28 protein-coding genes are annotated in these 20,982 nt (G+C 25.3%); 14 read left to right on the forward strand and 14 right to left on the reverse strand.

Annotated elements, in window-relative coordinates:
- Positions 1–27 precede the first annotated feature (27 nt).
- Both DEFDS_RS11615 and DEFDS_RS13020 read left to right on the forward strand, forming a co-directional pair.
- Positions 28–672, forward strand: a complete 645-nt coding sequence (locus tag DEFDS_RS11615) for a hypothetical protein (RefSeq protein WP_041224022.1) — start codon at positions 28–30, stop codon at positions 670–672.
- Between the two features lie 49 nt (positions 673–721).
- Positions 722–895 carry a hypothetical protein gene (locus tag DEFDS_RS13020; RefSeq protein ID WP_153801543.1) on the forward strand — a complete coding sequence of 58 codons (174 nt, stop codon included), beginning with the start codon at positions 722–724 and terminating at the stop codon, positions 893–895.
- Here the strand turns inward: DEFDS_RS13020 and tnpA (DEFDS_RS11620) are convergent.
- Positions 888–1,313, reverse strand: a complete 426-nt coding sequence (gene tnpA, locus DEFDS_RS11620) for an IS200/IS605 family transposase (protein ID WP_013008875.1) — start codon at positions 1,311–1,313, stop codon at positions 888–890. The two genes, DEFDS_RS13020 and tnpA (DEFDS_RS11620), sit on opposite strands and share 8 nt — an antisense overlap.
- 22 nt (positions 1,314–1,335) lie before the next feature.
- On the opposite strand from tnpA (DEFDS_RS11620), the gene DEFDS_RS11625 reads away from it, so the two are divergent.
- Both DEFDS_RS11625 and DEFDS_RS11630 read left to right on the forward strand, forming a co-directional pair.
- Positions 1,336–2,667, forward strand: coding sequence for an RNA-guided endonuclease InsQ/TnpB family protein (locus DEFDS_RS11625; protein WP_013008876.1), 1,332 nt, complete (start codon positions 1,336–1,338; stop codon positions 2,665–2,667).
- Between the two features lie 107 nt (positions 2,668–2,774).
- A complete protein-coding gene (locus tag DEFDS_RS11630) occupies positions 2,775–4,508 on the forward strand; it encodes a hypothetical protein (protein WP_041224023.1) in 1,734 nt (577 codons plus the stop codon).
- Positions 4,509–4,515: 7 nt separating this feature from the next.
- Here DEFDS_RS11630 and DEFDS_RS11635 read toward each other — a convergent pair whose 3' ends face one another.
- The 7 genes from DEFDS_RS11635 to DEFDS_RS11665 form a co-directional block, all read right to left on the reverse strand.
- The gene (locus DEFDS_RS11635) at positions 4,516–5,361 is read right to left on the reverse strand and encodes a pneumococcal-type histidine triad protein (RefSeq protein WP_013008959.1); all 846 of its coding nucleotides are present in this window, start codon (positions 5,359–5,361) and stop codon (positions 4,516–4,518) included.
- 24 nt (positions 5,362–5,385) lie between these two features.
- Positions 5,386–5,640, reverse strand: coding sequence for a hypothetical protein (locus DEFDS_RS11640; protein WP_041224024.1), 255 nt, complete (start codon positions 5,638–5,640; stop codon positions 5,386–5,388).
- An 8-nt stretch (positions 5,641–5,648) separates the two neighbouring features.
- Positions 5,649–6,398: a hypothetical protein gene (locus tag DEFDS_RS11645; protein WP_013008960.1), complete on the reverse strand. Its 750-nt coding sequence runs from the start codon at positions 6,396–6,398 to the stop codon at positions 5,649–5,651.
- Positions 6,399–6,417: 19 nt separating this feature from the next.
- Positions 6,418–7,311: a hypothetical protein gene (locus DEFDS_RS11650; RefSeq protein ID WP_013008961.1), complete on the reverse strand. Its 894-nt coding sequence runs from the start codon at positions 7,309–7,311 to the stop codon at positions 6,418–6,420.
- Between the two features lie 166 nt (positions 7,312–7,477).
- Positions 7,478–8,992, reverse strand: a complete 1,515-nt coding sequence (locus DEFDS_RS13275; protein WP_013008962.1) for a hypothetical protein — start codon at positions 8,990–8,992, stop codon at positions 7,478–7,480.
- A 124-nt stretch (positions 8,993–9,116) separates the two neighbouring features.
- A complete protein-coding gene (locus tag DEFDS_RS11660; RefSeq protein WP_013008963.1) occupies positions 9,117–10,013 on the reverse strand; it encodes a hypothetical protein in 897 nt (298 codons plus the stop codon).
- Positions 10,014–10,081: 68 nt separating this feature from the next.
- A complete protein-coding gene (locus DEFDS_RS11665) occupies positions 10,082–10,654 on the reverse strand; it encodes a hypothetical protein (RefSeq protein WP_013008964.1) in 573 nt (190 codons plus the stop codon).
- Positions 10,655–11,032: 378 nt separating this feature from the next.
- Between DEFDS_RS11665 and DEFDS_RS11670 the strand changes: the two genes are divergently transcribed.
- Complete coding sequence (locus DEFDS_RS11670) at positions 11,033–11,353, forward strand: hypothetical protein (RefSeq protein ID WP_013008965.1); 321 nt, start codon at positions 11,033–11,035, stop codon at positions 11,351–11,353.
- 124 nt (positions 11,354–11,477) lie between these two features.
- Here DEFDS_RS11670 and DEFDS_RS11675 read toward each other — a convergent pair whose 3' ends face one another.
- Positions 11,478–11,819 (reverse strand): hypothetical protein, encoded by a 342-nt coding sequence (locus DEFDS_RS11675; protein ID WP_013008966.1) that lies wholly within the window; start codon positions 11,817–11,819, stop codon positions 11,478–11,480.
- 464 nt (positions 11,820–12,283) lie between these two features.
- On the opposite strand from DEFDS_RS11675, the gene DEFDS_RS11680 reads away from it, so the two are divergent.
- The 4 genes from DEFDS_RS11680 (at position 12,284) to DEFDS_RS11695 (ending at position 15,011) form a co-directional block, all read left to right on the forward strand.
- On the forward strand, positions 12,284–12,559 hold the full coding sequence (locus DEFDS_RS11680) for a hypothetical protein (protein WP_013008967.1): 276 nt from the start codon (positions 12,284–12,286) through the stop codon (positions 12,557–12,559).
- 31 nt (positions 12,560–12,590) lie between these two features.
- Complete coding sequence (locus tag DEFDS_RS11685; RefSeq protein WP_013008968.1) at positions 12,591–14,138, forward strand: radical SAM protein; 1,548 nt, start codon at positions 12,591–12,593, stop codon at positions 14,136–14,138.
- A gap of 249 nt (positions 14,139–14,387) precedes the next feature.
- Positions 14,388–14,702 (forward strand): hypothetical protein, encoded by a 315-nt coding sequence (locus DEFDS_RS11690; protein WP_041224025.1) that lies wholly within the window; start codon positions 14,388–14,390, stop codon positions 14,700–14,702.
- An 18-nt stretch (positions 14,703–14,720) separates the two neighbouring features.
- The gene (locus tag DEFDS_RS11695; RefSeq protein ID WP_013008969.1) at positions 14,721–15,011 is read left to right on the forward strand and encodes a hypothetical protein; all 291 of its coding nucleotides are present in this window, start codon (positions 14,721–14,723) and stop codon (positions 15,009–15,011) included.
- A gap of 162 nt (positions 15,012–15,173) precedes the next feature.
- Here DEFDS_RS11695 and DEFDS_RS13425 read toward each other — a convergent pair whose 3' ends face one another.
- Together DEFDS_RS13425 and DEFDS_RS11700 are read right to left on the reverse strand one after the other, a co-directional pair.
- Positions 15,174–15,818, reverse strand: a complete 645-nt coding sequence (locus DEFDS_RS13425) for a YpsA SLOG family protein (RefSeq protein ID WP_084742575.1) — start codon at positions 15,816–15,818, stop codon at positions 15,174–15,176.
- Positions 15,819–15,833: 15 nt separating this feature from the next.
- Complete coding sequence (locus DEFDS_RS11700; RefSeq protein ID WP_041224026.1) at positions 15,834–16,082, reverse strand: hypothetical protein; 249 nt, start codon at positions 16,080–16,082, stop codon at positions 15,834–15,836.
- Positions 16,083–16,110: 28 nt separating this feature from the next.
- On the opposite strand from DEFDS_RS11700, the gene DEFDS_RS11705 reads away from it, so the two are divergent.
- Positions 16,111–17,322 (forward strand): IS256 family transposase, encoded by a 1,212-nt coding sequence (locus DEFDS_RS11705; protein ID WP_013007001.1) that lies wholly within the window; start codon positions 16,111–16,113, stop codon positions 17,320–17,322.
- Here DEFDS_RS11705 and DEFDS_RS11710 read toward each other — a convergent pair.
- Positions 17,290–17,643 (reverse strand): hypothetical protein, encoded by a 354-nt coding sequence (locus tag DEFDS_RS11710; RefSeq protein WP_041224027.1) that lies wholly within the window; start codon positions 17,641–17,643, stop codon positions 17,290–17,292. The genes DEFDS_RS11705 and DEFDS_RS11710 overlap by 33 nt on opposite strands.
- 10 nt (positions 17,644–17,653) lie before the next feature.
- Positions 17,654–18,061: a hypothetical protein gene (locus DEFDS_RS11715; protein ID WP_013008970.1), complete on the reverse strand. Its 408-nt coding sequence runs from the start codon at positions 18,059–18,061 to the stop codon at positions 17,654–17,656.
- 222 nt (positions 18,062–18,283) lie between these two features.
- On the opposite strand from DEFDS_RS11715, the gene DEFDS_RS11720 reads away from it, so the two are divergent.
- The 4 genes from DEFDS_RS11720 (at position 18,284) to DEFDS_RS11735 (ending at position 20,548) form a co-directional block, all read left to right on the forward strand.
- Positions 18,284–18,943 (forward strand): hypothetical protein, encoded by a 660-nt coding sequence (locus tag DEFDS_RS11720; RefSeq protein WP_013008971.1) that lies wholly within the window; start codon positions 18,284–18,286, stop codon positions 18,941–18,943.
- Positions 18,944–19,011: 68 nt separating this feature from the next.
- The gene (locus DEFDS_RS11725; protein WP_013008972.1) at positions 19,012–19,689 is read left to right on the forward strand and encodes a hypothetical protein; all 678 of its coding nucleotides are present in this window, start codon (positions 19,012–19,014) and stop codon (positions 19,687–19,689) included.
- Positions 19,690–19,727: 38 nt separating this feature from the next.
- Positions 19,728–20,099 carry a type II toxin-antitoxin system HicB family antitoxin gene (locus DEFDS_RS11730; RefSeq protein ID WP_013008973.1) on the forward strand — a complete coding sequence of 124 codons (372 nt, stop codon included), beginning with the start codon at positions 19,728–19,730 and terminating at the stop codon, positions 20,097–20,099.
- Between the two features lie 56 nt (positions 20,100–20,155).
- On the forward strand, positions 20,156–20,548 hold the full coding sequence (locus DEFDS_RS11735) for a hypothetical protein (RefSeq protein WP_013008974.1): 393 nt from the start codon (positions 20,156–20,158) through the stop codon (positions 20,546–20,548).
- Here the strand turns inward: DEFDS_RS11735 and tnpA (DEFDS_RS11740) are convergent.
- Positions 20,545–20,970 (reverse strand): IS200/IS605 family transposase, encoded by a 426-nt coding sequence (gene tnpA, locus DEFDS_RS11740; RefSeq protein WP_013008875.1) that lies wholly within the window; start codon positions 20,968–20,970, stop codon positions 20,545–20,547. The genes DEFDS_RS11735 and tnpA (DEFDS_RS11740) overlap by 4 nt on opposite strands.
- Between the last annotated feature and the right edge of the window lie 12 nt (positions 20,971–20,982).

Here is a 20,982-nt window from a genome sequence, read left to right on the forward strand (position 1 = left end):
GTATAAAGATAAGTTTGAGGTGTTAATATGTATACAAGTGAAATAATAAAACCTGATGCAATATATAAAGGATTTTTTAATTCAATGGTTTTTTCAAAAAATTCAATACAAAGTTATTTTAATAAGTTAGGCTACTTGCATACTACAAGTAGCCTTTTTTATTATTATAGTGTATTAGCTAATTTAAATAATTATTCTATATTAGAAGACTTAATTAAAAAAAATAAGCAAAAATTAAAGATTAATTACAAAGATATTATTTATGATTTTTTTAGATCTAATAATTTTGATACTAGTTTATTAAATTCTTCATATGCTAAAAAATATTTTGACTTAATAGAAGCTATTTTACATCTACCAATGTCTGTTCTTACTAAATTATTTTTTGATACAGGTAAAATTTTAGGTTTATATGGTTTAAATATTGTAAATAATGTTCCTTTTGATTTATATAAAATTAACTACAGTTTAAAAGAAGAAGAAATATTAACTTTATTAAATTCAATTAGTTCTAAATATTTTGAATTATTTGATATTATTGTAAGCAATACTATAATATCCACACAGCAGTTATATAAATCTTATGAAACTTTATTACGTTATCTTATTCCTTGTTTTATTTATTTATATAAGAGTTATGAAAATGAGTTGTTAAGAGAAAATTTTGAATAAAAATTATTAAATTTTATAAATTATAAATTTTATGGTTTGAGGTAAATTAATGTTTAATACAGCAAATATTAAGTATCATACAGATTATACAAGGAATGCTATAAACAAAAGATTATTGAATATTTTAAGTGAAAATATTCCTTCTTATGTAGCAGAATTTTATTCAAAATTATTTTCAGATGTTTATCCCTCCACCACCCACAAGACACATTCTTTTAGGTAGGTGATGTAGTGGGTGTCTTCTGGGTTTCAATATATTGTTTGATAACCTCAAGCGGAGCTCCACCACAGGAACCTGCAAAATAGCTTGGAGACCATAAAGCGTTTTTCCAGTAATACTGCCTTAATTCAGGATGGATTTGTTTTAGCTTTCTGGAAGAAACACCTTTTAGCGAATTTACCAGTTTTGAGACTGCCACCTTTGGCGGATAGTTTACAAGCAAATGGACATGGTCGCTTTCTCCATTTAATTCTATCAGTTCTGCCTCAAAATCTTGACAGACTTTGGCGAAGATTTCCTTTAAGGTTTCTAAGTGTTTCTTTTGAAATACGCTCTTTCTGTATTTAGTTACAAAGACCAAATGCACATGCAGAAGAAAAACACAATGCCTACCAGTTCTAATTTTACTTGACTTTTCCATAGACCAATACTATAATATAACAATGATTACATGTCAAGCCTTTAAATTTAAACTCAAGACCAATGAAGAGTTAGAAAACAAGTTCGCCCAATTTGCCGGCTCTTGTAGGTTTGTATGGAATAAAGCTATTGCTTTAATAAAACAAAAGCTTGATATAAAAAAGGTAGATAAAATCATCAATATCCACTTGCCACAATATTACAAAAATACTGCTACTATACCTACCTATAACGAAATGGCGGGAATGCTTAAATTATGGAAACAATCCGAAGAATACGCTTTCTTAAAAGAAGCACATTCTCAAATTCTACAACAAACCTTAAAGGATTTATACAAAGCCATAGACAGTGCTTTTACCAAAGGCAATGGTATATCTTTTCCAGACTTCAGGAAGAAAGGTAAATCGCCAGACAGCTTTAGATATCCTCAAGGCTTTAAGATAAATAACAATAGAATATTTTTACCTAAAATAGGATGGGTTAGGTTTTATAAATCAAGAAACATAGTTGGCAAACCAAAGAATGTAACAGTTAAAAGATACGCCGATGGCTGGTATATAAGCGTAGTTACCGAAAAAGACACATCAATTAAAGAAAATCTATCCAACCCCGTGGGTATAGATGTAGGTGTAAAAAAGATAATCACACTATCCAACGGTTGTTACTTCGAGCCTCTTGATTTAAGTAAATATGAGAAAAAACTAATCAAACTCCAAAGGCAACTCTCGAGAAAACAACACCCTACCAAAAAAGGAGATAAGACACCGTTTTCTAATAATTACAAAAAACACCAAAGAAAAATAGCAAAGATGTGGCTTAAGATAGCAAATGTGAGAAACGATTACCTACATAAAATAACAACAGCCATAGCCAAAAAACACGGCTTTGTGGCTGTAGAGAATTTAAAGGTTAAGAACCTAACCAAATCTGCAAAAGGCACAAAAGACAGCCCCGGACGTAATGTAAAAGCTAAATCAGGCTTAAACAGAAGCATTCTTTCTCGAGCGTGGGGTAGGTTCTTTGAACTGCTTGAGTATAAACTCCAGAGAAATGGGGGGAAACTGGTTAGAGTTGACGCTAAAAACACCTCTATAACCTGTCCTCTATGTGATTACACTAATAAGGAAAACCGCAAAAACCAAGCGGTATTTGTATGCAAAAAGTGTGGTTTTACGTCTAATGCTGATTTGGTAGGTGCGATAAATGTTTTAATGAGAGCGATGAGGAAGGAAAACCTTATAACCCTACCGCAGGGCTTGCGGGAAGTCACGCCTGTGGAGTATGCCAGAGAGTATACGCTGAAGCAGGAACCAGCGGGAAACCGTGAGGGATTACCGCTTCCATCGATAGCGTAGATGGGAATCCTCTTCCTTTAGGGAGAGGAGGAAGTCAATCGAAGATAAAAGTAATTCCTTTTACTGTAGATTCCAATATTGATGATTCAAATGATCCTGTTGCATATGTGTCTTATGATTATCAAGGTAAATTTTTAGGGTTATATTACAATACAGGTATTCTCAATGAAAATGATCCTGAAACAATAAAAAAATTAATATGGCATGAATTATTGCATTTATTACGTAATGATTTAGATTTTGAAAATATTTTAAAAAGAGCTAAATTAAAAGAAGTACCTGAATTAGATAATGTAATACATTCATCAATATTTTATAAAATATCCAATCAAATATTAAATTTAATACAAGATGCATTTATTAATGAGGATATTGGGTTTGATGGATTAACATATAAAGGGAAAAAAATTAAATCTATTAAATTTGATAATGTAATAAATGCATTAGAAAAAATGTTAGATACTAAACTACCCGGAATGAAAAAATTATTTTATGTATCTAACACAGTGGAAATATATAGAAGTATAATTTTAACAATAATTGATAAATTATTAGAAATGAAAAAACAACAAGAGGAATTTGAAAAGAAATTAGAGGAATTTTTAAATCAACTATCTGAAAGTTTAGAAGATTTTTATAATCAACATGGCACCAATGGTGGCCAACCAGATTATTCTCCATCTGCACCTAATGATTCTGGTTTAACATCATCAGTATCAGATTTAGTTCAAGATATCTTAAATATTAAAAAGAAAGATATTGTAGAAAAGATTAAACAGCAGCAAAAACAACAACCAAATCAACAAGCTGGGCAAAAGCATTCAGGAAAACCAGGAGAATGTGAAAATAAACAGTCTACTAACCAACAACAAAATAATCAAAATAATAATCAAAATAATAGTTCTAATAAAGAACATGTTCCAGGGAAAAAGGCGATTGAAGATGCTCGTGCTGAAGCTATGAGTAAAAAAAATCAGTATAATGTAAAAGATTTAAATGAATTAAAACAATTATTAGATAAAATAGCTGAACGCTTAAATAAACAACAAGATGCTGGATTAGGGGAAGGAGATAGTTTTATATTGAACTTACCAGAAAATGATGAAATAACAAGTGTAGATGAGCATTTATATAGGAATTATTTTTATCATGTTCCAAAAACAGGGAAAGGTAATACTAAGGCTAAAATTTATGAAGATGATTTAGATGTTTCCAAAATTTCTACAAAGAAAACAAGACATTATGGTGTAGTTAATGAACGACATAAGAAACAGTTTGCTCATCCGTTATTTATTGTAGACACATCAGGTTCTTTTGTAAAATATGTACCATTTTTTATAGATTTATTAAATCGTTTAGAAAGTTTATGTAAAACTGAATTTACTGTTGTATCATTTTCAGGTAAAGCTGGATTAGTAGGTAAAAGGTTTAATCATGATACAGGACAATATGAGTATGTTTTTACTGATTATAATGGCGGTACAGAAGTTAAACCTATTGTAGAATTCTTACAAAATGAATATTTAAAACGAAAAAATCCAATAAGTTTTAATCAAATTACAATAATATCAGATTTTGACTTTGCAGATGAAAACACCCCAGAATTTATGTCTGACTTAATACGTACTGTTAAAAGAATAAATAAAAAATATGGTTATACAAATAATTTTAAGTTACTTGTTATTACAAATAATCAAACTCAAGTTAAAAAATATTTAGATGATTTTAATCTTGAATTGGAAGATGTAGATAAACTTTTTAATATGTGGAAAAAAGAAAACAATATGAATAATACTAATAATCAAAATATGAATAACCAAAATCAAAATATGGATATGTAGTTATAAATCAACAGATAGATGAAATTAATATATAATTTTTAATTAATTGATTTAAATTTTTATAAAAATTGATTTCATCATATTTTTTATTATGTATATTGTATAGTGAATCGTATATATTTTTAGTTACCAATTTAGTATACATTGTAGTAGTTTTATCTTCAAAATTTTGTAAAATAAGACTATATACATTTTGATTTCTAAAAACATAATTAGTCGAAAGAAGTAGTATTTTTTTATTTTTTACAGCGAATTTATTTTTAGTTTGTGCATGAGCAACTGACCAATTATCATTATTTTTTAGTTTTAATATATCAGAGTTTGTAAAAATATAACCATCTATTACCATTTCATGAGCAACAGTATGTCCTTTTTTATCAGCTATAGATAAGATTTCTTTATCAGTAAAACAGTATCCACGAGAAACCAAAATATGAGCAACTGAAGTACCTTCATTATTTGTAAGTTTTAGTACTTCAGGATCTGTTATTAAATCACCTTTTTTTGCTTGAATATGAGCTACTGTATTACCGTTATTATCAGCCAGTTTTAATATTTTGAATTCATTAAACAAATAACCTTTTTCAGCCATAATATGAGCTACAGTAATACCTAAATTATTTTTTAATTTAAGAATCTTATAATCTATAAATACATGTCCTTCGTTAGCCATATAATGAGCAACTGACCAACCTTTATTATTTTTTAATTTTAATATTTTAAAATTTCTTGAAATATAACCTTCATCAACAAGTTTATGTGCTAATGTATTTCCAGTATTTTTATTTATAATTTTTTTTAATTTATTAAATTCATATTCATTTTCCATTATTTTTTGAAGTTTAATACTCATTAATGTTACCTTTTTTATTATTTATTATAACATAATTTTTAAAATTTGAAGTAATTTTTTATATTTAAACATATAACCAGTTGTGTATAATATAACATGAGCTACTGTTCGACCTCTTTTATTAGCTAATTTTAATATTTCTTTATCATTAATTATCCAACTCCATGTTGCTTGTACATGAGCTATAGTCCAACCTTTGTCATTAGCTAATTTCAGTATTGTTTTATCTTCAAAAACTTGACTGTTTTTTACCTGTTTTAATGCGTTTTCGTATGTCATAATATATTTCAACAAATATTAGTTGTTAATAGATGTTTTTTAATTTCCAAATTTAGCTTTTTATAAAACTCAATTAATTTAATATAATTAGGAGCAATAAAATAATTTTTTAAAGGCGCTTTTAATTTTTCTAATTTATAAATATAATTATTGTCTGTTAAATTTTTATTAATTAATTTAATACCTGATATGACATTAAAGTTTTTGTTATTAGTATCTTGTAAATGATGTAATATCACATAAAATTCAGATATTTTAAGTTTATTATAATCTTTATATTTAATTATATATCTAGTTTTATATTTTAATAATAAAAATTTCTTATACTTAGGTATATATTTATAGTTAGGATCTACTGCTATAAAAGCTGCTAATTTTATTTTATTAAGTTTGTCATAATAATCTATTACACCCTCGAAATTTAAAATATTAAAATCTAAAGGTAACCATTCTTTAATTGATTTATTTTTAGCTATTATACCAACTACACTTTTACCTTGAGTATTAACTAATTTTAATATGTTTTTATCATTAGTAATCCAGCCGTGTTCTGCTTGCTTATGTGCTACTGTCCAACCAGTTTCATTTGCTAGTTCTAAGATTTCTTTATCTTCTGTGATCCAACCATTCCATGCTTGTTCATGAGCTATTGTCCAGCCAGTTTCATTAGCTAATTTAAGTATTTTTTTATCTTTAAAAAAGGAACCTTGTCTTACTTTTTCTAAAGCTTCTTCGTATGTCATAATATATCTATTCATAATATACCTATTACATACATTAACAAATATTAGCTGTTAATAAATATTTTTTAATCTCAAAATCTAATTTTTTATAAAATTTAATTAATTTAATATAATTAATATCTATATAATTATTTGAATTAAGACCTGCTCCAAAATTTAAAATGTCTAAACTATTATTATATTTTACAATATTATTAAAATAATTATCATTTGAAATTAATTTATTTATTAATTTTATACTACTAATCTTATCTGATTCATCACTTATTTTAGTTCGTAAGTTCTCTACTCCTACATAAATATCTATAGAACAAGCTACATCATAATCTAAATCTTTTAATAATTCATTATATTTAAGTTCAAGTAATTTTTTATATTTAAGTGAGTAACCAGTTGCAGATGCTATAATATGGGCTACTGTTTGACCATATTTATGAGTTAACTGTAAAATTTCTTTATCATTAGTTATCCAACCTTGTTTGGCTTGTTCATGGGCTACTGTCCAATTATCTTTGTTAGCTAATTTTAATATATCTTTGTCTTCTACAAACCAATACCAATTATCAGAATTACTTGCTTGTATATGAGCTACTGTGTTACCATTGTTATCTGTTAATTTTAGAATTTCTTTATCGTCAGTTACCCATCCCTGTTTGGTTTGTTCATGAGCCACTGTCCAACCAGTATTATCTGCTAATTTTAAAATATCTTCGTCTTCAGTTGTCCAGCCTTCGTTTGCTTGCTCATGTGCTACAGTCCAACCATTTTTAGCAGCTAGTTTTAATATTTCTTTGTCTTCAGTTATCCAGTCATAAGAAGCTTGTTCATGAGCTACTGTCCAACCATGTTTATTTGCCAATTTCAAAATATTCTTATCTTCAAAAAAGTGTCCTTGTTTTACTTTTTCTAAAGCTTTTTTATAATTCATAATATTTTTCCATCTATCAATATTATTTAATAATTTAATAATAATTATTTTTAATTTTTGATAACTTTATATAAATTATATAACATAAGATAAAACATTAAAATATATATAAATATAATAATTAATAACTTAAAAAAAATAAATTTAGTTTAAGCATTCTTAAAATTTAACAAATATTATTTAATAAAAACATTAATTTTATATTATCATTCAGTAGTTTATAAAATTTAATTTGCTTAAGTAATATCTTGCCTCGTTTAGATGAATGTAAATTTCTATTTATTAATGTAGTAGGTTTTTTAAATAGTTTTAAATAAACTAATGCTTCTACATTAGGATCTATTTTTGAAGAATTTTTATTAATTAAATAATCAGTAAAAGTAGAATTAAAAATAGATTTATAATTACATATTTTTTTTGACTTAATTAAAAAATTATTTTTAAGTGCTAATTCATTACAAATATATGAGTTTCTACCTCTAGGAAGTTTTAATAAATCATAATCAATACATACAAGCTTTGTCTTTGTATAATTTTTTATTATTGTATATAAAACACTGTCTTGTTCATAATCAATTAACTTTAAAATTTCTTTATCATAAGTAATCCAACCATTTTTTGCTTGTGTATGTGCTACTGTTAAACCTTTTTTATCTGCTAATTTTAAGATTTCTTTGTCTTCAGTTATCCAACCATTACGTGCTTGTTCATGAGCTACGGTCCAGCCTTTTTTATCAGCTAATTTTAAAATTTTCTTATCTTCAGTTGTCCATTTATTACGTGCTTGTTCATGAGCTACGGTCCAGCCTTTTTCATCTGCTAGTTTCAAAATCTCCTTGTCTTCAGTTGTCCAACCATTACGTGCTTGTTCATGAGCTACTGTCCAACCATGTTTAGTTGCTAATTTTAATATTTCTTTATCATTTGTAGTCCAACCGTAATAAGCTTGTTCATGGGCTACTGTTCGACCATTATTATCAGCTAATTTTAAGATTTCTTTATCATTAGTTATCCAGCCTTTTTTTGCTTGTATATGTGCTACTGTAAAACCATCTTCGTTAGCTAATTTTAAGATTTCTTTGTCTTCAGTTATCCAACCATTACGTGCTTGTTCATGAGCTACGGTCCAGCCTTTTTTATCAGCTAATTTTAAAATTTTCTTATCTTCAGTTGTCCATTTATTACGTGCTTGTTCATGAGCTACGGTCCAGCCTTTTTCATCTGCTAGTTTCAAAATCTCCTTGTCTTCAGTTGTCCAACCATTACGTGCTTGTTCATGAGCTACTGTCCAACCATGTTTAGTTGCTAATTTTAATATTTCTTTATCATTTGTAGTCCAACCGTAATAAGCTTGTTCATGGGCTACTGTTCGACCATTATTATCAGCTAATTTTAAGATTTCTTTATCATTAGTTATCCAGCCTTTTTTTGCTTGTATATGTGCTACTGTAAAACCATCTTCGTTAGCTAATTTTAAAATATCTTTATCTTCAGTTGTCCAACCACGTGATGCTTGTTCATGAGCTATGGTCCATTTATTATCATACTTAGTTAATTTTAATATTTGTAGACTATAAAAATAATAACCGTTAAATATTAATACGTATACATCAGAAAAAGTAATTTTTTCACCTGAATTAAGTTTTTCTAATATTAATTTGTATTTTTCTTCATATGTCATAGTATACCTCTAAGTTATAATATATCTTAAATCATAATACAATTTAACAAATATTTTTATCTACTTTTATATATAACAAATATAAACAAATATAATTAGTTAAAAATAAATAAAATATATTTAATTAACACATATTAATAAGTTTTATATTTTTCTTTATTAAAATATTCAGTGTTTTATAAAAATTATTATACTTTCTCATTTTTTCTGTTTTAAATTTATTAAATTTTTTAGGTACAGTTTTATAAATATCTTTAATTAATTTTGCTTCTATAATCATTTCTCTAGTATCAAAAGATAAAGATAAACTATGAGAATTTAGAATTATAATACCAAATTTTAAAAACCATGCAGGTAAATCTTCTTGTTGTTTTTGTAATAAAATTTTTTTTAATAAAATTTTTTTGTATTTAAATGTATAACCACTACTATATATCATAACATGAGCAATAGATACATTATTTTCATTTGTAGATATATTCCATACATTAGGTTGGGTAAAAATATATTTATTACGAGCTAAAGAATGCATAACTGTCCAGCCATCATTATCAGCTAAATTTAAGATATCAGAGTTTAAAAACATAACATCTTTATTATTATTTGCAATAATATGAGCTACGGTAAGTCCTTTATTGTTTTTAAGTTTCAAAAGCTCTTCATCTTTCGTTATCCAACCATGTTCTGCTTGAATATGTGCTACAGTGTGATTGTTATTATCTTTTAGTTTAAGTATATTTTTATCGTTAAATTTAATTCCACATTTTACTAATTCATGAGCAACTGTCCAACCGTTGTTATCCGCTAAACTTAATATTTCAAAATCCTTAAAATCAGTAAATCCATATTCAACCATATAGTGTGCCACAGTTTTACCATTATAATCTTTTAATTTAAGTATATTTTTGTTAAAAGTAATCCAGCCTTCATCAGCTAATTGATGCGCTAAGGTATATAACCCATTAAAAGATTCTTTCAGTTCTTTAATCTTGTATTTTTTCTCCATTATCTGTTTTTTCATATCTTGCTCCTATTTTGTTTCTATATTTGTTCCTATAGTGTGTTTTAGTGTGTTTAGTATTATTTTTATTAGCATATATAATTATTTAAACTAATATAAAATTTTAACATTTGATCTAATTTATTATAAAAATCAGCCTGAAATCTTATTTTTTCTGTATAATACATTAAACTTGTTGGATGTGTAATTTTGGAAATTAAATTATTTGTGTTTTTAAGTAATTTGACAGCAAATAAACCATCAGTTGCCAGGTTGTTTAAATTAGGTTTTTTGTAATAGTTACAAAATACATATATTTTGTCATTATTTTTTAATAATAAAATTTTCTTCCATTTAAAAGGATACGCATTTCGAAAATAATTTGCTTTTGCTAATATGTGTGCTACTGTTTCACCATATTTGTTTCGTAGTTTAAGTATTTCAATATCGTTAGTATTCCAGTTTCTTTCTGCCATTTTATGTGCCTCTGACCAACCAATATCATTGGATAATTTTAGTATTTCTTTAGCATTTGTTACCCAATCATTTACTGTTTGTTCGTGGGCTATTGTCCAGCCATATTCATTTGACAATTTTAATATATCTGGATCATTAAAAATATGTCCTTTTCTGACTAATTCTACAATTTTTAAATATTTCATACTTTTATTTTACCTCATGTTAGTTATATTAGTTAAATTCTAAAATAAATGTTAACATAAGTTATTAATATTTCATATATTTTTTATTGTTGCCAAAATATGTGCTACACTCTAGCCGTTATTATCAGCTAATTTTAATATGTTTTTATCTTTAAAAAGCCCCCTTGTTCTGCCATTTTATGAGCTATTGTCCAGCCAGTTTTATTTTTCGGTGATAATATATTCCTAAGAGACATTATAAAATTAACCTCTAATGTATGTATTAAGTTTACATATTTAATTATAACAGATAAATAAAACATAAATAAATTTAAAAATTAGTGTTTGCAATTTAAAGTTTCTGATGTATTAAAAATTGAAAAAAGTAAAGGAATTTATATGAATTATAATAATATATTTTTTAATAAAGAAATTAATGAAGAGATTGATAAAAAAATAAACATATTAATAAATGATATCATTAAATTGTTACAATTATATCAATTTTATCCTGTATATAAGAATAAATATATCTATAACGACGAAAACAATGATAAGTTTATGGCAATATCTATACTTTTACAAAATAAACAATTAAGAATAGAAATTAACAAAAACAATAAAACCGATGTTATCAATATTCCATTTCATCAACTTGTTTATCCATATGTAATTCTCCATGATTTAATACAAAATTTCCAAGATCATCTTACAAAATAAAAACCTATATTGCTGTAAATCATATAATATTAAATAAGAATAGTGTTATTAAAATAACAATTTTTTTTTATTTCATATTTTTCTTAAAATTAAATTTTATATAATTTTATTTATAAATATTAAATTAACTATTGTTATTAGTTGTTATTTTTATATTAGTATCAACTGCTAATAATTTAATAAATAAATCAATTATTAAAGGATCTTTAATAATTTCATTTCCGTAAATTGTACTTAATTGAATTTTGTTTATACTTTGAGAATTATTATCTTTATAAAATTTAATAAAAACTTTTACTTTTTCTTGATTACAGTCAATCTCAGAAAGTTGACTTATACACTTATATAAATTAGGTTTACTTATAATATTAATTGCAAATTGAGGATAGTAGATAACTTGTTCAGCAAAACTTATAGATGTTAACATGAAATTAAGAATAGCAACTAATAACATGATATTTCGCATAATTCACCCCTATTTTTTTAATATACTTATTATTTAACTTTTAATTATTAAATTATTATTTTTTATATATAACAAAAAATAAATAAAAATTAAAAATTTAAATTTAAAAATAACAATTTTTATTAATTAATTTTAGCTTATTTTTAAAATAAACCATATATTTGTTATAACTTATACAGATGAATGTTTAAATAAAGTTTGAAAAAAAAGTTTGAGGTGAAATTATGATTTATACATAACTAAAATTACAGATGAGGATAAATATAAAATTGAACAGTTTCAAAAGGATTTCGAAATAGACAAAGATTTAAATAATGAAATTAATTATACGTTTGAAGAAGTTTATCAATATGAAAGAGAGATTTTTAAGTTATAATTTATATAGTTTTATAATTAAAATAGTTTGACATATGCATAAAATTATTGTATAATATATTAATAAAACAAGAAGGATGTCGAATATTATGTATACAAAAATAAATAATAATATTCAGTTATTATATAAAACAATAGAAAAAGTAAATGAGTTAGAGTCAACAATTATAACAGATATAATTAATATTTTAGATAATATAATAGGAAATAAAGATATTTCATACATTATAACATTTACAGATAATAAATTTGAAATAGAGCTAAAAAATAATAAATCAGCTTATAGTGATTTCTTTTATATAGATGAAAAAGGATTAGATTTAAACAAATTGAAAAAAGTTATTAATAAAATATTAAATAAATAAGAATAAATTAATATAAAACAGGAGATTTTACATGAAACTTATTAATTATCAAATAGGAAACAATACTAATTCTTCTTCATCTCACTGCTTAGTTTATGTAAAAAAACCTAAAGATGTAAAAGAAGATGTTAGAAGTGTCTATGATTATGGTGGGTATACATATGGTTGGAACTGGTTCGTATTAACCAGTAAAAATGAGAAAATTAAATATGTACTTTCCAATTTACGATATTTTTTGGGAAACCTGAAGAAAAAAGCATTAGACCATATGATTAAAGAATATGGTTTTAACGATAAAAAATTTATTAAGTCTTACCTTGAACAAAAAGATATCTCTTTTGACCATGCATCTGTAATAGTTGTGGAAGGGCAGGAAAATTTAGACAATAACAGTAAGTTTAAAATATTTCAGGTACTGGCCAAGCTATTTCTTGATGATTACACTGTGGTTGTAGGTGGTAATGATGATTATTGCGATGAAGATGATTATTGTGATGAAAATGTTATTAATAGTTTAACTAAAGAAAAATCTAATATTAAATTTGATTATAGTTTTAGTAAGTTAAAAGTATTAATAAATAAATATCATATAACTATTATGATTGGTAATAAATATCGTTTTACATACTCTGATTTTAATAGTATTGAAGATTTAATAAAGGCATATATTAATGATGGTGAACTACCAATACCATCTCTGATTGACTTAAAGATAACAAATAAATGTAGTAACAACTGTCCTATGTGTTATCAAAATTCAACAAAAGAAGGTAACCACTCATTTGTTGATCTAACAGATTTTATTAAAAAACTCGCTGATATAGGTGTTATGGAGATTGCAGTGGGTGGTGGTAATCCTATTGAACATCCATTTATATGGCATATGTTATACCATGGCAGTCATTATATTAAAATTAATCTTACATTAAAAGCTATTGATTTTAAAAAGTATGTACATTATGCAAAAGAAAATAACCTACTCTTTTATGCTCGTCATCCTATTGGTTTTGGTGTATCTATAACCGATTACAAAGATATTGATTTAGTATTTAATGCTCTAAATACAGTAGACGAATATGACATGGAAGTATTTGAGGATAATATTAACTTTCATTTTATAGCTGAATTACATAATGAAAATACTTTTATTGATATGGTTGAAAAAATATCTAAAAAAGCAAGAGAAAAAGGGTTAGGTAATATTAATATTTTACTATTAGGATTTAAAGAAATAGGAAGAGGTAAAAACTTTAAAAAACATAAATGGAATCATGCGAATATATTAAAACAACTTAAAAAAATGGTAGATAATGACACTATTACTTTATTTAATTGCGATACTTTATATGCTAGACAAGTTGGTAAAGAAACTCTACAAACTGTTTTTGGAAATAATATATTACAACAATTTTATACAGTGGAAGGGTTATTTAGTAAATATATTGATTTAGTAGATTTTAAAATTGCTCCAAGTTCTTATGAACAAGACAAAGGAAGTCAAGAATGGGGATTATTTAGTAAATTTAGTAAACTTGAAAAACTACTAAAAGATACAAGATTTATTAGTGATAAAAATTAATTAATAATTATTTTTTAAATAATATTATATTTATGTTATATTATATAAATATTAATAATAATTATTGAGTGGGAGACACCCACAAAGTGGGAAAGGGGAGACACCCCTAAGTAAAGTAAAAAAAGTAAGAGCAGGGGGGCTTAAGCTCCCCTAGTATTGAATATGTAGTAATTTTGTGCTTTAATATTTAAAAATAGAAAGAAAGGAAGGTGTTTAAAATGAAAAAAGTATTTTCCACATTTTTTTTTAATGTTTTTTTTATCTAATTTAAGTATAGCAGCGGAATGCTGGACTAAACTTCCAGAAAAAGAACGTGCAGTAAAAAAATCTGCAATTCGTATGCTTCATTATTGTACGTTGGGAAAAATCCAGGATACAAAAGCTTGTAATAAGAGAAAAAAATTAGTAATAAGAAATGTTTCACGTGCTGGAGTTCCTGCTTTAACTAAATATTACGCTGAGAAGTGTTATGATGTATGCATGAATCCAGACTTATTTGTTAATGTTATGATTGAAGTTATAGATTTGGATTTTGGTGAAAAGTTTAATATTAAATTTAAATAAAAAAGGAGGTTTGTATTAATGGATAAAAAGATTACTATAACTAATATTATAAGATTATTTTTTCTTGTAGGACTTATAGGATTATTTATATATTTAATATTTTATTTAATATTTTATTTAATTCCTTATAAAATATTCGCTCCTTTAATACCTCTTGCTATTGAAAATCCTGTAATATATATGCTTTTTTATATAGCTCTTATACTTTTTTGCATGATAACAAATGAATTAATAAAGTTAGCAGATCGAGAGAAAAAAAGACAAGAAGAGATACAAGAAAAAATGAATAAAGAAGAGATAAACAATTAAATAACAGTAATTATGTTCAGTAAATTTTTTATATTTTGTATTAATTATTCTTTATTTTTCATTATAATGTTTTTTATAATAAGATGCTATAAAAGTTTTTTGTCTGATTTAAAACAGTATAAAAAAGATGCTAAAAAAGATGAAAAATTTAGAAAGTGTAATTTATAATTCAAAGTTGTTATTTGTATTATAAACAGGTTTTATCTTCTTATTTATTTTATCTATAAATATTTCAAAAAATTTATTTATATTATTTAATACTTTATTGTAATTATATAGTTTTTGAAGTCGATTACCTGCTATATTAATAACTATACTTTTATTTTTATTAATTTTATTGTTAGTATAGTCAGCTAATTCATTAGCAATTGTTATTAAATCATCTGTATTTTTTTCTGATATTTTATCTAAAAGAAAAACTTTTTTATTTTTATTTTTACATTGCTTATAAGTGAATAATGTACCACCATTTAATTGATCTGCAAAAATAAGAGTAATATCGCTGTAGGTTAAATTTAATACAGTTCTTTTGTTATAACTTATATTTTTTAATTTAACAATGCTAGTATATTTTGAGAAATTATCTATTGTAATTTCACCAGCTTGATTTTTATATGTCGTAAAACCAGATAATGAAATTCTTTTACTACATTTAACTCTTAAATTATCTATGATTTTTAAACCTTCATAATCTATTCCAGTTTGAAATCCTGAAATAAAACCGATATCATAATTTAAATAATCTTTAATAAATATAATATCATATTTATTTATATTTTTGTTAACATTTTTATATATTAAATTTATATTAACATCTTCATATTAACTGTTAAACCATGATATAAAAAATAAAATACCTTTTATATCGTGTATATTTAATCCACCATTACCAATACCAGGAAATGGAAGGTATATTTTACCTTTAATATTTTTTGTTTTTATTAAATTAAATAGTTCTAATAATGAATTAGTAATTAAATCAATTGTTGATTTACTTAAAAAGGTAGTGTATAAGAATTTTGTGTAAGGATTGCAAAAGAGGTATACCTCCTGTAATCTACTTAACCCCATAAAAAAGAAAAAGGAGGAGGTATACCCCATGAATAATTATAATTTAGCTGAATTATTTGAAAAAAGAAAGGATATTAGAGAAATTTTTATGGAATTTATGTCAAAACAGTTTGTTAATTTTTTAGAAAAGCTTGGAGAAATAGAAAGAGAGGTCCACTGTTCATTAAATGCTGATAGTAAGAATGGATATTATACACGCAATTTTAATACAATTTTTGGTAAAGTAGAAGGGGTAAAAATACCAAGGACACGAAAGATAAAATTTCAGCCATCATTTTTAGAGCCATATAAACGTACAACGTTTGAATTAGATGATATAGTGATATCAATGTATCAGGGAGGTTGTTCAACCAGGGATATAGTGCGAACATTAGAGAATTTACTTGGTCAGAAGTATTCTCCAAAGTGGGTGAGCAAGATAACTGATGATATTTTGGAAGAGTTGGAAAAATATCACAACAGAAGATTTGAACAATGGTATCCGATTTTGTTTATAGATGGCACATATTTAAAATTGAAAAGGGGTACGGTATCAAGTGAGGTTATATACACAGTTATGGGAATTGATGAGGATGGTCATAAAGAGATTCTTGCATTTTACACATTTGGTGGTAGTGGAGAAAGTGCATTAAACTGGAAGGAATTGCTATATGAGCTTAGGGAGAGAGGGTTACAGGAGCCAATATTAGTTGTAGCAGATGGTTTAAAAGGTATCAAAGAAGCAGTACTTGAGGTTTATCCTAAAGCAGATTTTCAGACTTGCGTAGTTCACAAAGTGCGGAGCTCATTATCCAAGGTACGCAAGCGGGATGAGAGTGCTGTAACTGAAGATATGAAAAACATATACATGCAAGAGAATGAAGAGGAATTTTTAAGGAATTTTGAGATATTTCGCAGGAACTGGTCATATAAATATCCAGAGATGGTTGCATCATGGGAAAGGGATTTGCCAGAGTTGATGACTTATTTGAAATATCCAGCTCTAATGAGACCATATATTTACACTACAAATCCTTTGGAGAGGTTTCATAAGGAGGTTAAAAGACGATCTAAGGTAATTGAAGTATTTAATGATAAGAAAGCGTTAGAAAAGGTAGTATTTTTAGTGATATTGGAGATGAATGGTAGTTATAGAACCCGTAAGATGAAACATTGGAACTATTTTTTAATAGTATTGAAGAATAAGAGAGTTGAGAAATATGGTAGATTACAGGAGGATAAAAATCTTACACAAAATTAGTTGCACTATGCTTAAAAAACCAGGGTAATATTTAGATTCAAACTTTGGTTGTTTTATTAAATCTTTTTTGTTAGTGCAGTAAACAGGTTTAGTAGGAAAGCTTATTATGCGTTCATATATAATTCCAGTTTTATGTCCATTTTCCTTTATATGATTACTTAAATGAGTATCTAAACCAGGTATATAATCATTCATAACTTTTGCAACACCTGCACCCATAACAGCACGTCCATCTTTTTTTACAAAACCATTAGTAGGTATACACACATAATTACCTTTTTTATAAACTTCGATAATATCTGTTTGAATAATATTTATCATAATTATAAACCTAAATTCTATTATCTAATATTTTTATATTATAATATTTTTGTTTATCATTATGTGTTTCTTTTATTTTATTAAAAACAGTATCTCTAAACATTTGTAAAAATACATCTTCGTTCATTTGATATTTTTCTATATCTTCATAAATATATCTTAATAATATTTTCTTATCTTGATTATTTAAAAGATATTTAATACTTCGTGTTGAATGACATTGATTACAATTTCTTAAATCTAATATTTCATATACATGCTCATTACAAATCATAAGGTTTTGATCAGCTGGTAAAGTAGTATTTTCTATAAAATCTATAACATCATAAAAAATAAACCCACAAGAACATTGTTTAGGAAATTGTTTATTAATAGATTTAATTATTTTATCTATAAATACAAAATATTGAAATTTCATTAATTATTCCTTAAAAATATTTTATCTTTTAAATGTTTTTATTTTAATATTTTTTAAAAGAACTTTAAAATTAGTTATATTATTATATAACAAATATTTTACTTTATTTAAAATAAAATATCATATAATTTTTAATAAAAGCTAATTGACATTTTATATAAAATTTTATATAATAATTATATAAAGTTGGAAATATATAAAATAAGTGATAGGAGTGAGAAAATGAGTAATTATATTTTCTATTGTCCTGAATGTGGTAATAGTTTAAAAATTGAGAGAACACCTTACTATCATAATGAATCGGAAATATATTTAAAATGTGAAATATGTGGTTATAAAACAGATAAAAAATATTGTTTTGGTGGTTCTCCAGAAGGTAATGCAACAAAATTATGTGATGCTGTTGGTATTAAATATGAAAGAATAGGGGGTTTATCTTTAAAAGAAGCAATAAATAAAGCAGAAGAAGATAGTTTACCTATAAAAAGAGCGAGATGGGACTTTTCTATTTATATTGAAGGTGATAAATTTTATCGTGTTAATACAAATGATGAATATTTACTTGATTATAAAGATGTGACAGCTGTTGATTGGATGGTATTAAAAGATTCTGACGAATGGTATAAATTGATAGATTGGGATAAAATTGATGGTATTGCTGTTTATATAAAGGATAAAAATAAAGTTAATAATTATATTAGTATTCAAAATAAATATAATATAAATTTTATTGTTTCATATGTTATTGATCAGGATATTTTTATAGATATAGATGGTATGACATATCCAAGAAAAGATTATAAGATAGTTCCAATAAAAAAGGATGGTAAAATGGTGTTAATTAAACTCTATGATTGTAAAGAGAATTTATTAACAAAATAGCGAAATAATAACTATATGTAATATTATTATTTATAGTATTATTAGTAGCAGATATAAAGGAGTATAAAATGTTAATTAACTCCAATTTTAAAGATTATTATGATAATTTAAATGTTTATGGTGTAGATAAGCAAATTGTTTTTAATAGGTATCAAGAGAAAATTTATGTTCAAAACTTATTCAAAATTGATAATTTTCCATTAAGTATGTTAAGTTGTGGACGTTATTTTTCTTTTGCTGTTTTATCTTTTTGTAAACAGGTATATGTTTGTTTAATAATGGATAAATCAGATGAAAAAGATAAGAAATGTTTTTATTCGTCAAATGAAATAAGGAAGTATATTACAGAAAATTTTGAATATAGAAGAGCTAAATGTATATTAGAAGAGTTTGAAGGTAAAGGCTCTTATCATAAGTATGTCATGAAAAATTCAATTTTTAAATATATTGATGATAAATTAATTACATATAATAAGTTAAAAAGCGAATTATTAGGGTATAATTTTAACCTTGATGACTATCCTATTGTTGCTGTACAAACTCAATCAATTATAGTTAATCCTATTATTAGAACATATAATTTTCAAAAGATTAAATCACCTTATGATGCTAGGATGGAAATAGAGCAATGGGTATTAAATAATAATCTAACAATGAAAGAACCTGAAAAAATTGATGATAGTATTTTAAGAGATATGAAGGGTTTTGATAAAATAAGTTTCAGGAAGAGAAAACAGAAAAAATAATTATTAATATAAAAATAGTAAAAAAAGGAGTAAAAGTTGTGTTTGATGACAGAGTAAAAATAGGTGTTAAAATAAAAGATGGACAGGTTATAGGAGAAGAAGCTGGACATAAACAGTTTATAGAGAGTATGAAAAAGATAGTTAATTTTAAAGATAATAAAGACAATAAAAATAATAAAAATAGAAAAAGTCTAGAATATTATCTTAATTTAAAATATAAAATAATTATCGAAAAAATAGATGAAGAAGATGGTGGTGGATTTGATGCATACATAAAGGAGTTAGGAAAGTATACATGTTGTGCGTGTGGTGAAACAGTTGAAGAGGCTTACAATTCATTAATTGAATTTAAAAATGAGCTGATAAAAAAATGGTATGAAGAAGGTAAAGAAATTCCAGAACCAGAATAAAAAATTAAAAAAGTAGTACAAGAAATAATATATAAAAATAATAGAGGTAATTAATAATGAATGATTATAACTATTATTTAAAACAAATTCGACAAATAATTAAAAAAGAAATTAAGTCAAGTAATAATGAGATTAAAGATAGGTTAGAACGTTTAAAGTCAAGTAATAATGAGATTAAAGATAGGTTAGAACGTTTAGAGTTAAGAATGAATCGTTTAGAGTCAAGTAATAATGAGATTAAAGATAGGTTAGAACGTTTAGAGTTAAGAATGAATCGTTTAGAGTCAAGTAATAATGAGATTAAAGATAGGTTAGAACGTTTAGAGTTAAGAATGAATCGATTAGAGTCAAGCAATAATGAGATTAAAGAGAAGATTAGTCATTTAGAATCAAACAATGAATTTTTGAAAATTTTATCCCTCCACCACCCACAAGACACATTCTTTTAGGTAGGTGATGTAGTGGGTGTCTTCTGGGTTTCAATATATTGTTTGATAACCTCAAGCGGAGCTCCACCACAGGAACCTGCAAAATAGCTTGGAGACCATAAAGCGTTTTTCCAGTAATACTGCCTTAATTCAGGATGGATTTGTTTTAGCTTTCTGGAAGAAACACCTTTTAGCGAATTTACCAGTTTTGAGACTGCCACCTTTGGCGGATAGTTTACAAGCAAATGGACATGGTCGCTTTCTCCATTTAATTCTATCAGTTCTGCCTCAAAATCTTGACAGACTTTGGCGAAGATTTCCTTTAAGGTTTCTAAGTGTTTCTTTTGAAATACGCTCTTTCTGTATTTAGTTACAAAGACCAAATGCACATGCAGAAGAAAAACACAATGCCTACCAGTTCTAATTTTACTTGACTTTTCCATAGACCAATACTA

It is taken from the genome of Deferribacter desulfuricans SSM1 (genome assembly GCF_000010985.1).
GTDB classification, from domain to species: Bacteria; Chrysiogenota; Deferribacteres; order Deferribacterales; family Deferribacteraceae; genus Deferribacter; species Deferribacter desulfuricans.

What these genes read in the sequence shown, in the direction of transcription:
- DEFDS_RS11615 (WP_041224022.1), top strand. Translation starts at nt 28, where the DNA reads ATGTATACAAGTGAAATAATAAAACCTGATGCAATATATAAAGGATTT.
- DEFDS_RS11700 (WP_041224026.1), bottom strand. Translation starts at nt 16,082, where the DNA reads ATGGGGTTAAGTAGATTACAGGAGGTATACCTCTTTTGCAATCCTTAC.
- DEFDS_RS11645 (WP_013008960.1), bottom strand. Translation starts at nt 6,398, where the DNA reads ATGAATAGATATATTATGACATACGAAGAAGCTTTAGAAAAAGTAAGA.
- tnpA (WP_013008875.1), bottom strand. Translation starts at nt 1,313, where the DNA reads ATGGAAAAGTCAAGTAAAATTAGAACTGGTAGGCATTGTGTTTTTCTT.
- DEFDS_RS11660 (WP_013008963.1), bottom strand. Translation starts at nt 10,013, where the DNA reads ATGAAAAAACAGATAATGGAGAAAAAATACAAGATTAAAGAACTGAAA.
- DEFDS_RS11680 (WP_013008967.1), top strand. Translation starts at nt 12,284, where the DNA reads ATGTATACAAAAATAAATAATAATATTCAGTTATTATATAAAACAATA.
- DEFDS_RS11635 (WP_013008959.1), bottom strand. Translation starts at nt 5,361, where the DNA reads ATGAGTATTAAACTTCAAAAAATAATGGAAAATGAATATGAATTTAAT.
- DEFDS_RS11650 (WP_013008961.1), bottom strand. Translation starts at nt 7,311, where the DNA reads ATGAATTATAAAAAAGCTTTAGAAAAAGTAAAACAAGGACACTTTTTT.
- DEFDS_RS11640 (WP_041224024.1), bottom strand. Translation starts at nt 5,640, where the DNA reads ATGACATACGAAAACGCATTAAAACAGGTAAAAAACAGTCAAGTTTTT.
- DEFDS_RS11675 (WP_013008966.1), bottom strand. Translation starts at nt 11,819, where the DNA reads ATGCGAAATATCATGTTATTAGTTGCTATTCTTAATTTCATGTTAACA.
- DEFDS_RS11735 (WP_013008974.1), top strand. Translation starts at nt 20,156, where the DNA reads ATGAATGATTATAACTATTATTTAAAACAAATTCGACAAATAATTAAA.
- DEFDS_RS11665 (WP_013008964.1), bottom strand. Translation starts at nt 10,654, where the DNA reads ATGAAATATTTAAAAATTGTAGAATTAGTCAGAAAAGGACATATTTTT.
- DEFDS_RS11705 (WP_013007001.1), top strand. Translation starts at nt 16,111, where the DNA reads ATGAATAATTATAATTTAGCTGAATTATTTGAAAAAAGAAAGGATATT.
- DEFDS_RS11695 (WP_013008969.1), top strand. Translation starts at nt 14,721, where the DNA reads ATGGATAAAAAGATTACTATAACTAATATTATAAGATTATTTTTTCTT.
- DEFDS_RS11725 (WP_013008972.1), top strand. Translation starts at nt 19,012, where the DNA reads ATGTTAATTAACTCCAATTTTAAAGATTATTATGATAATTTAAATGTT.
- DEFDS_RS11685 (WP_013008968.1), top strand. Translation starts at nt 12,591, where the DNA reads ATGAAACTTATTAATTATCAAATAGGAAACAATACTAATTCTTCTTCA.
- DEFDS_RS13020 (WP_153801543.1), top strand. Translation starts at nt 722, where the DNA reads ATGTTTAATACAGCAAATATTAAGTATCATACAGATTATACAAGGAAT.
- DEFDS_RS13275 (WP_013008962.1), bottom strand. Translation starts at nt 8,992, where the DNA reads ATGACATATGAAGAAAAATACAAATTAATATTAGAAAAACTTAATTCA.
- DEFDS_RS11625 (WP_013008876.1), top strand. Translation starts at nt 1,336, where the DNA reads ATGATTACATGTCAAGCCTTTAAATTTAAACTCAAGACCAATGAAGAG.
- DEFDS_RS11670 (WP_013008965.1), top strand. Translation starts at nt 11,033, where the DNA reads ATGAATTATAATAATATATTTTTTAATAAAGAAATTAATGAAGAGATT.
- DEFDS_RS11690 (WP_041224025.1), top strand. Translation starts at nt 14,388, where the DNA reads ATGTTTTTTTTATCTAATTTAAGTATAGCAGCGGAATGCTGGACTAAA.
- DEFDS_RS11720 (WP_013008971.1), top strand. Translation starts at nt 18,284, where the DNA reads ATGAGTAATTATATTTTCTATTGTCCTGAATGTGGTAATAGTTTAAAA.
- DEFDS_RS11710 (WP_041224027.1), bottom strand. Translation starts at nt 17,643, where the DNA reads ATGATAAATATTATTCAAACAGATATTATCGAAGTTTATAAAAAAGGT.
- tnpA (WP_013008875.1), bottom strand. Translation starts at nt 20,970, where the DNA reads ATGGAAAAGTCAAGTAAAATTAGAACTGGTAGGCATTGTGTTTTTCTT.
- DEFDS_RS11715 (WP_013008970.1), bottom strand. Translation starts at nt 18,061, where the DNA reads ATGAAATTTCAATATTTTGTATTTATAGATAAAATAATTAAATCTATT.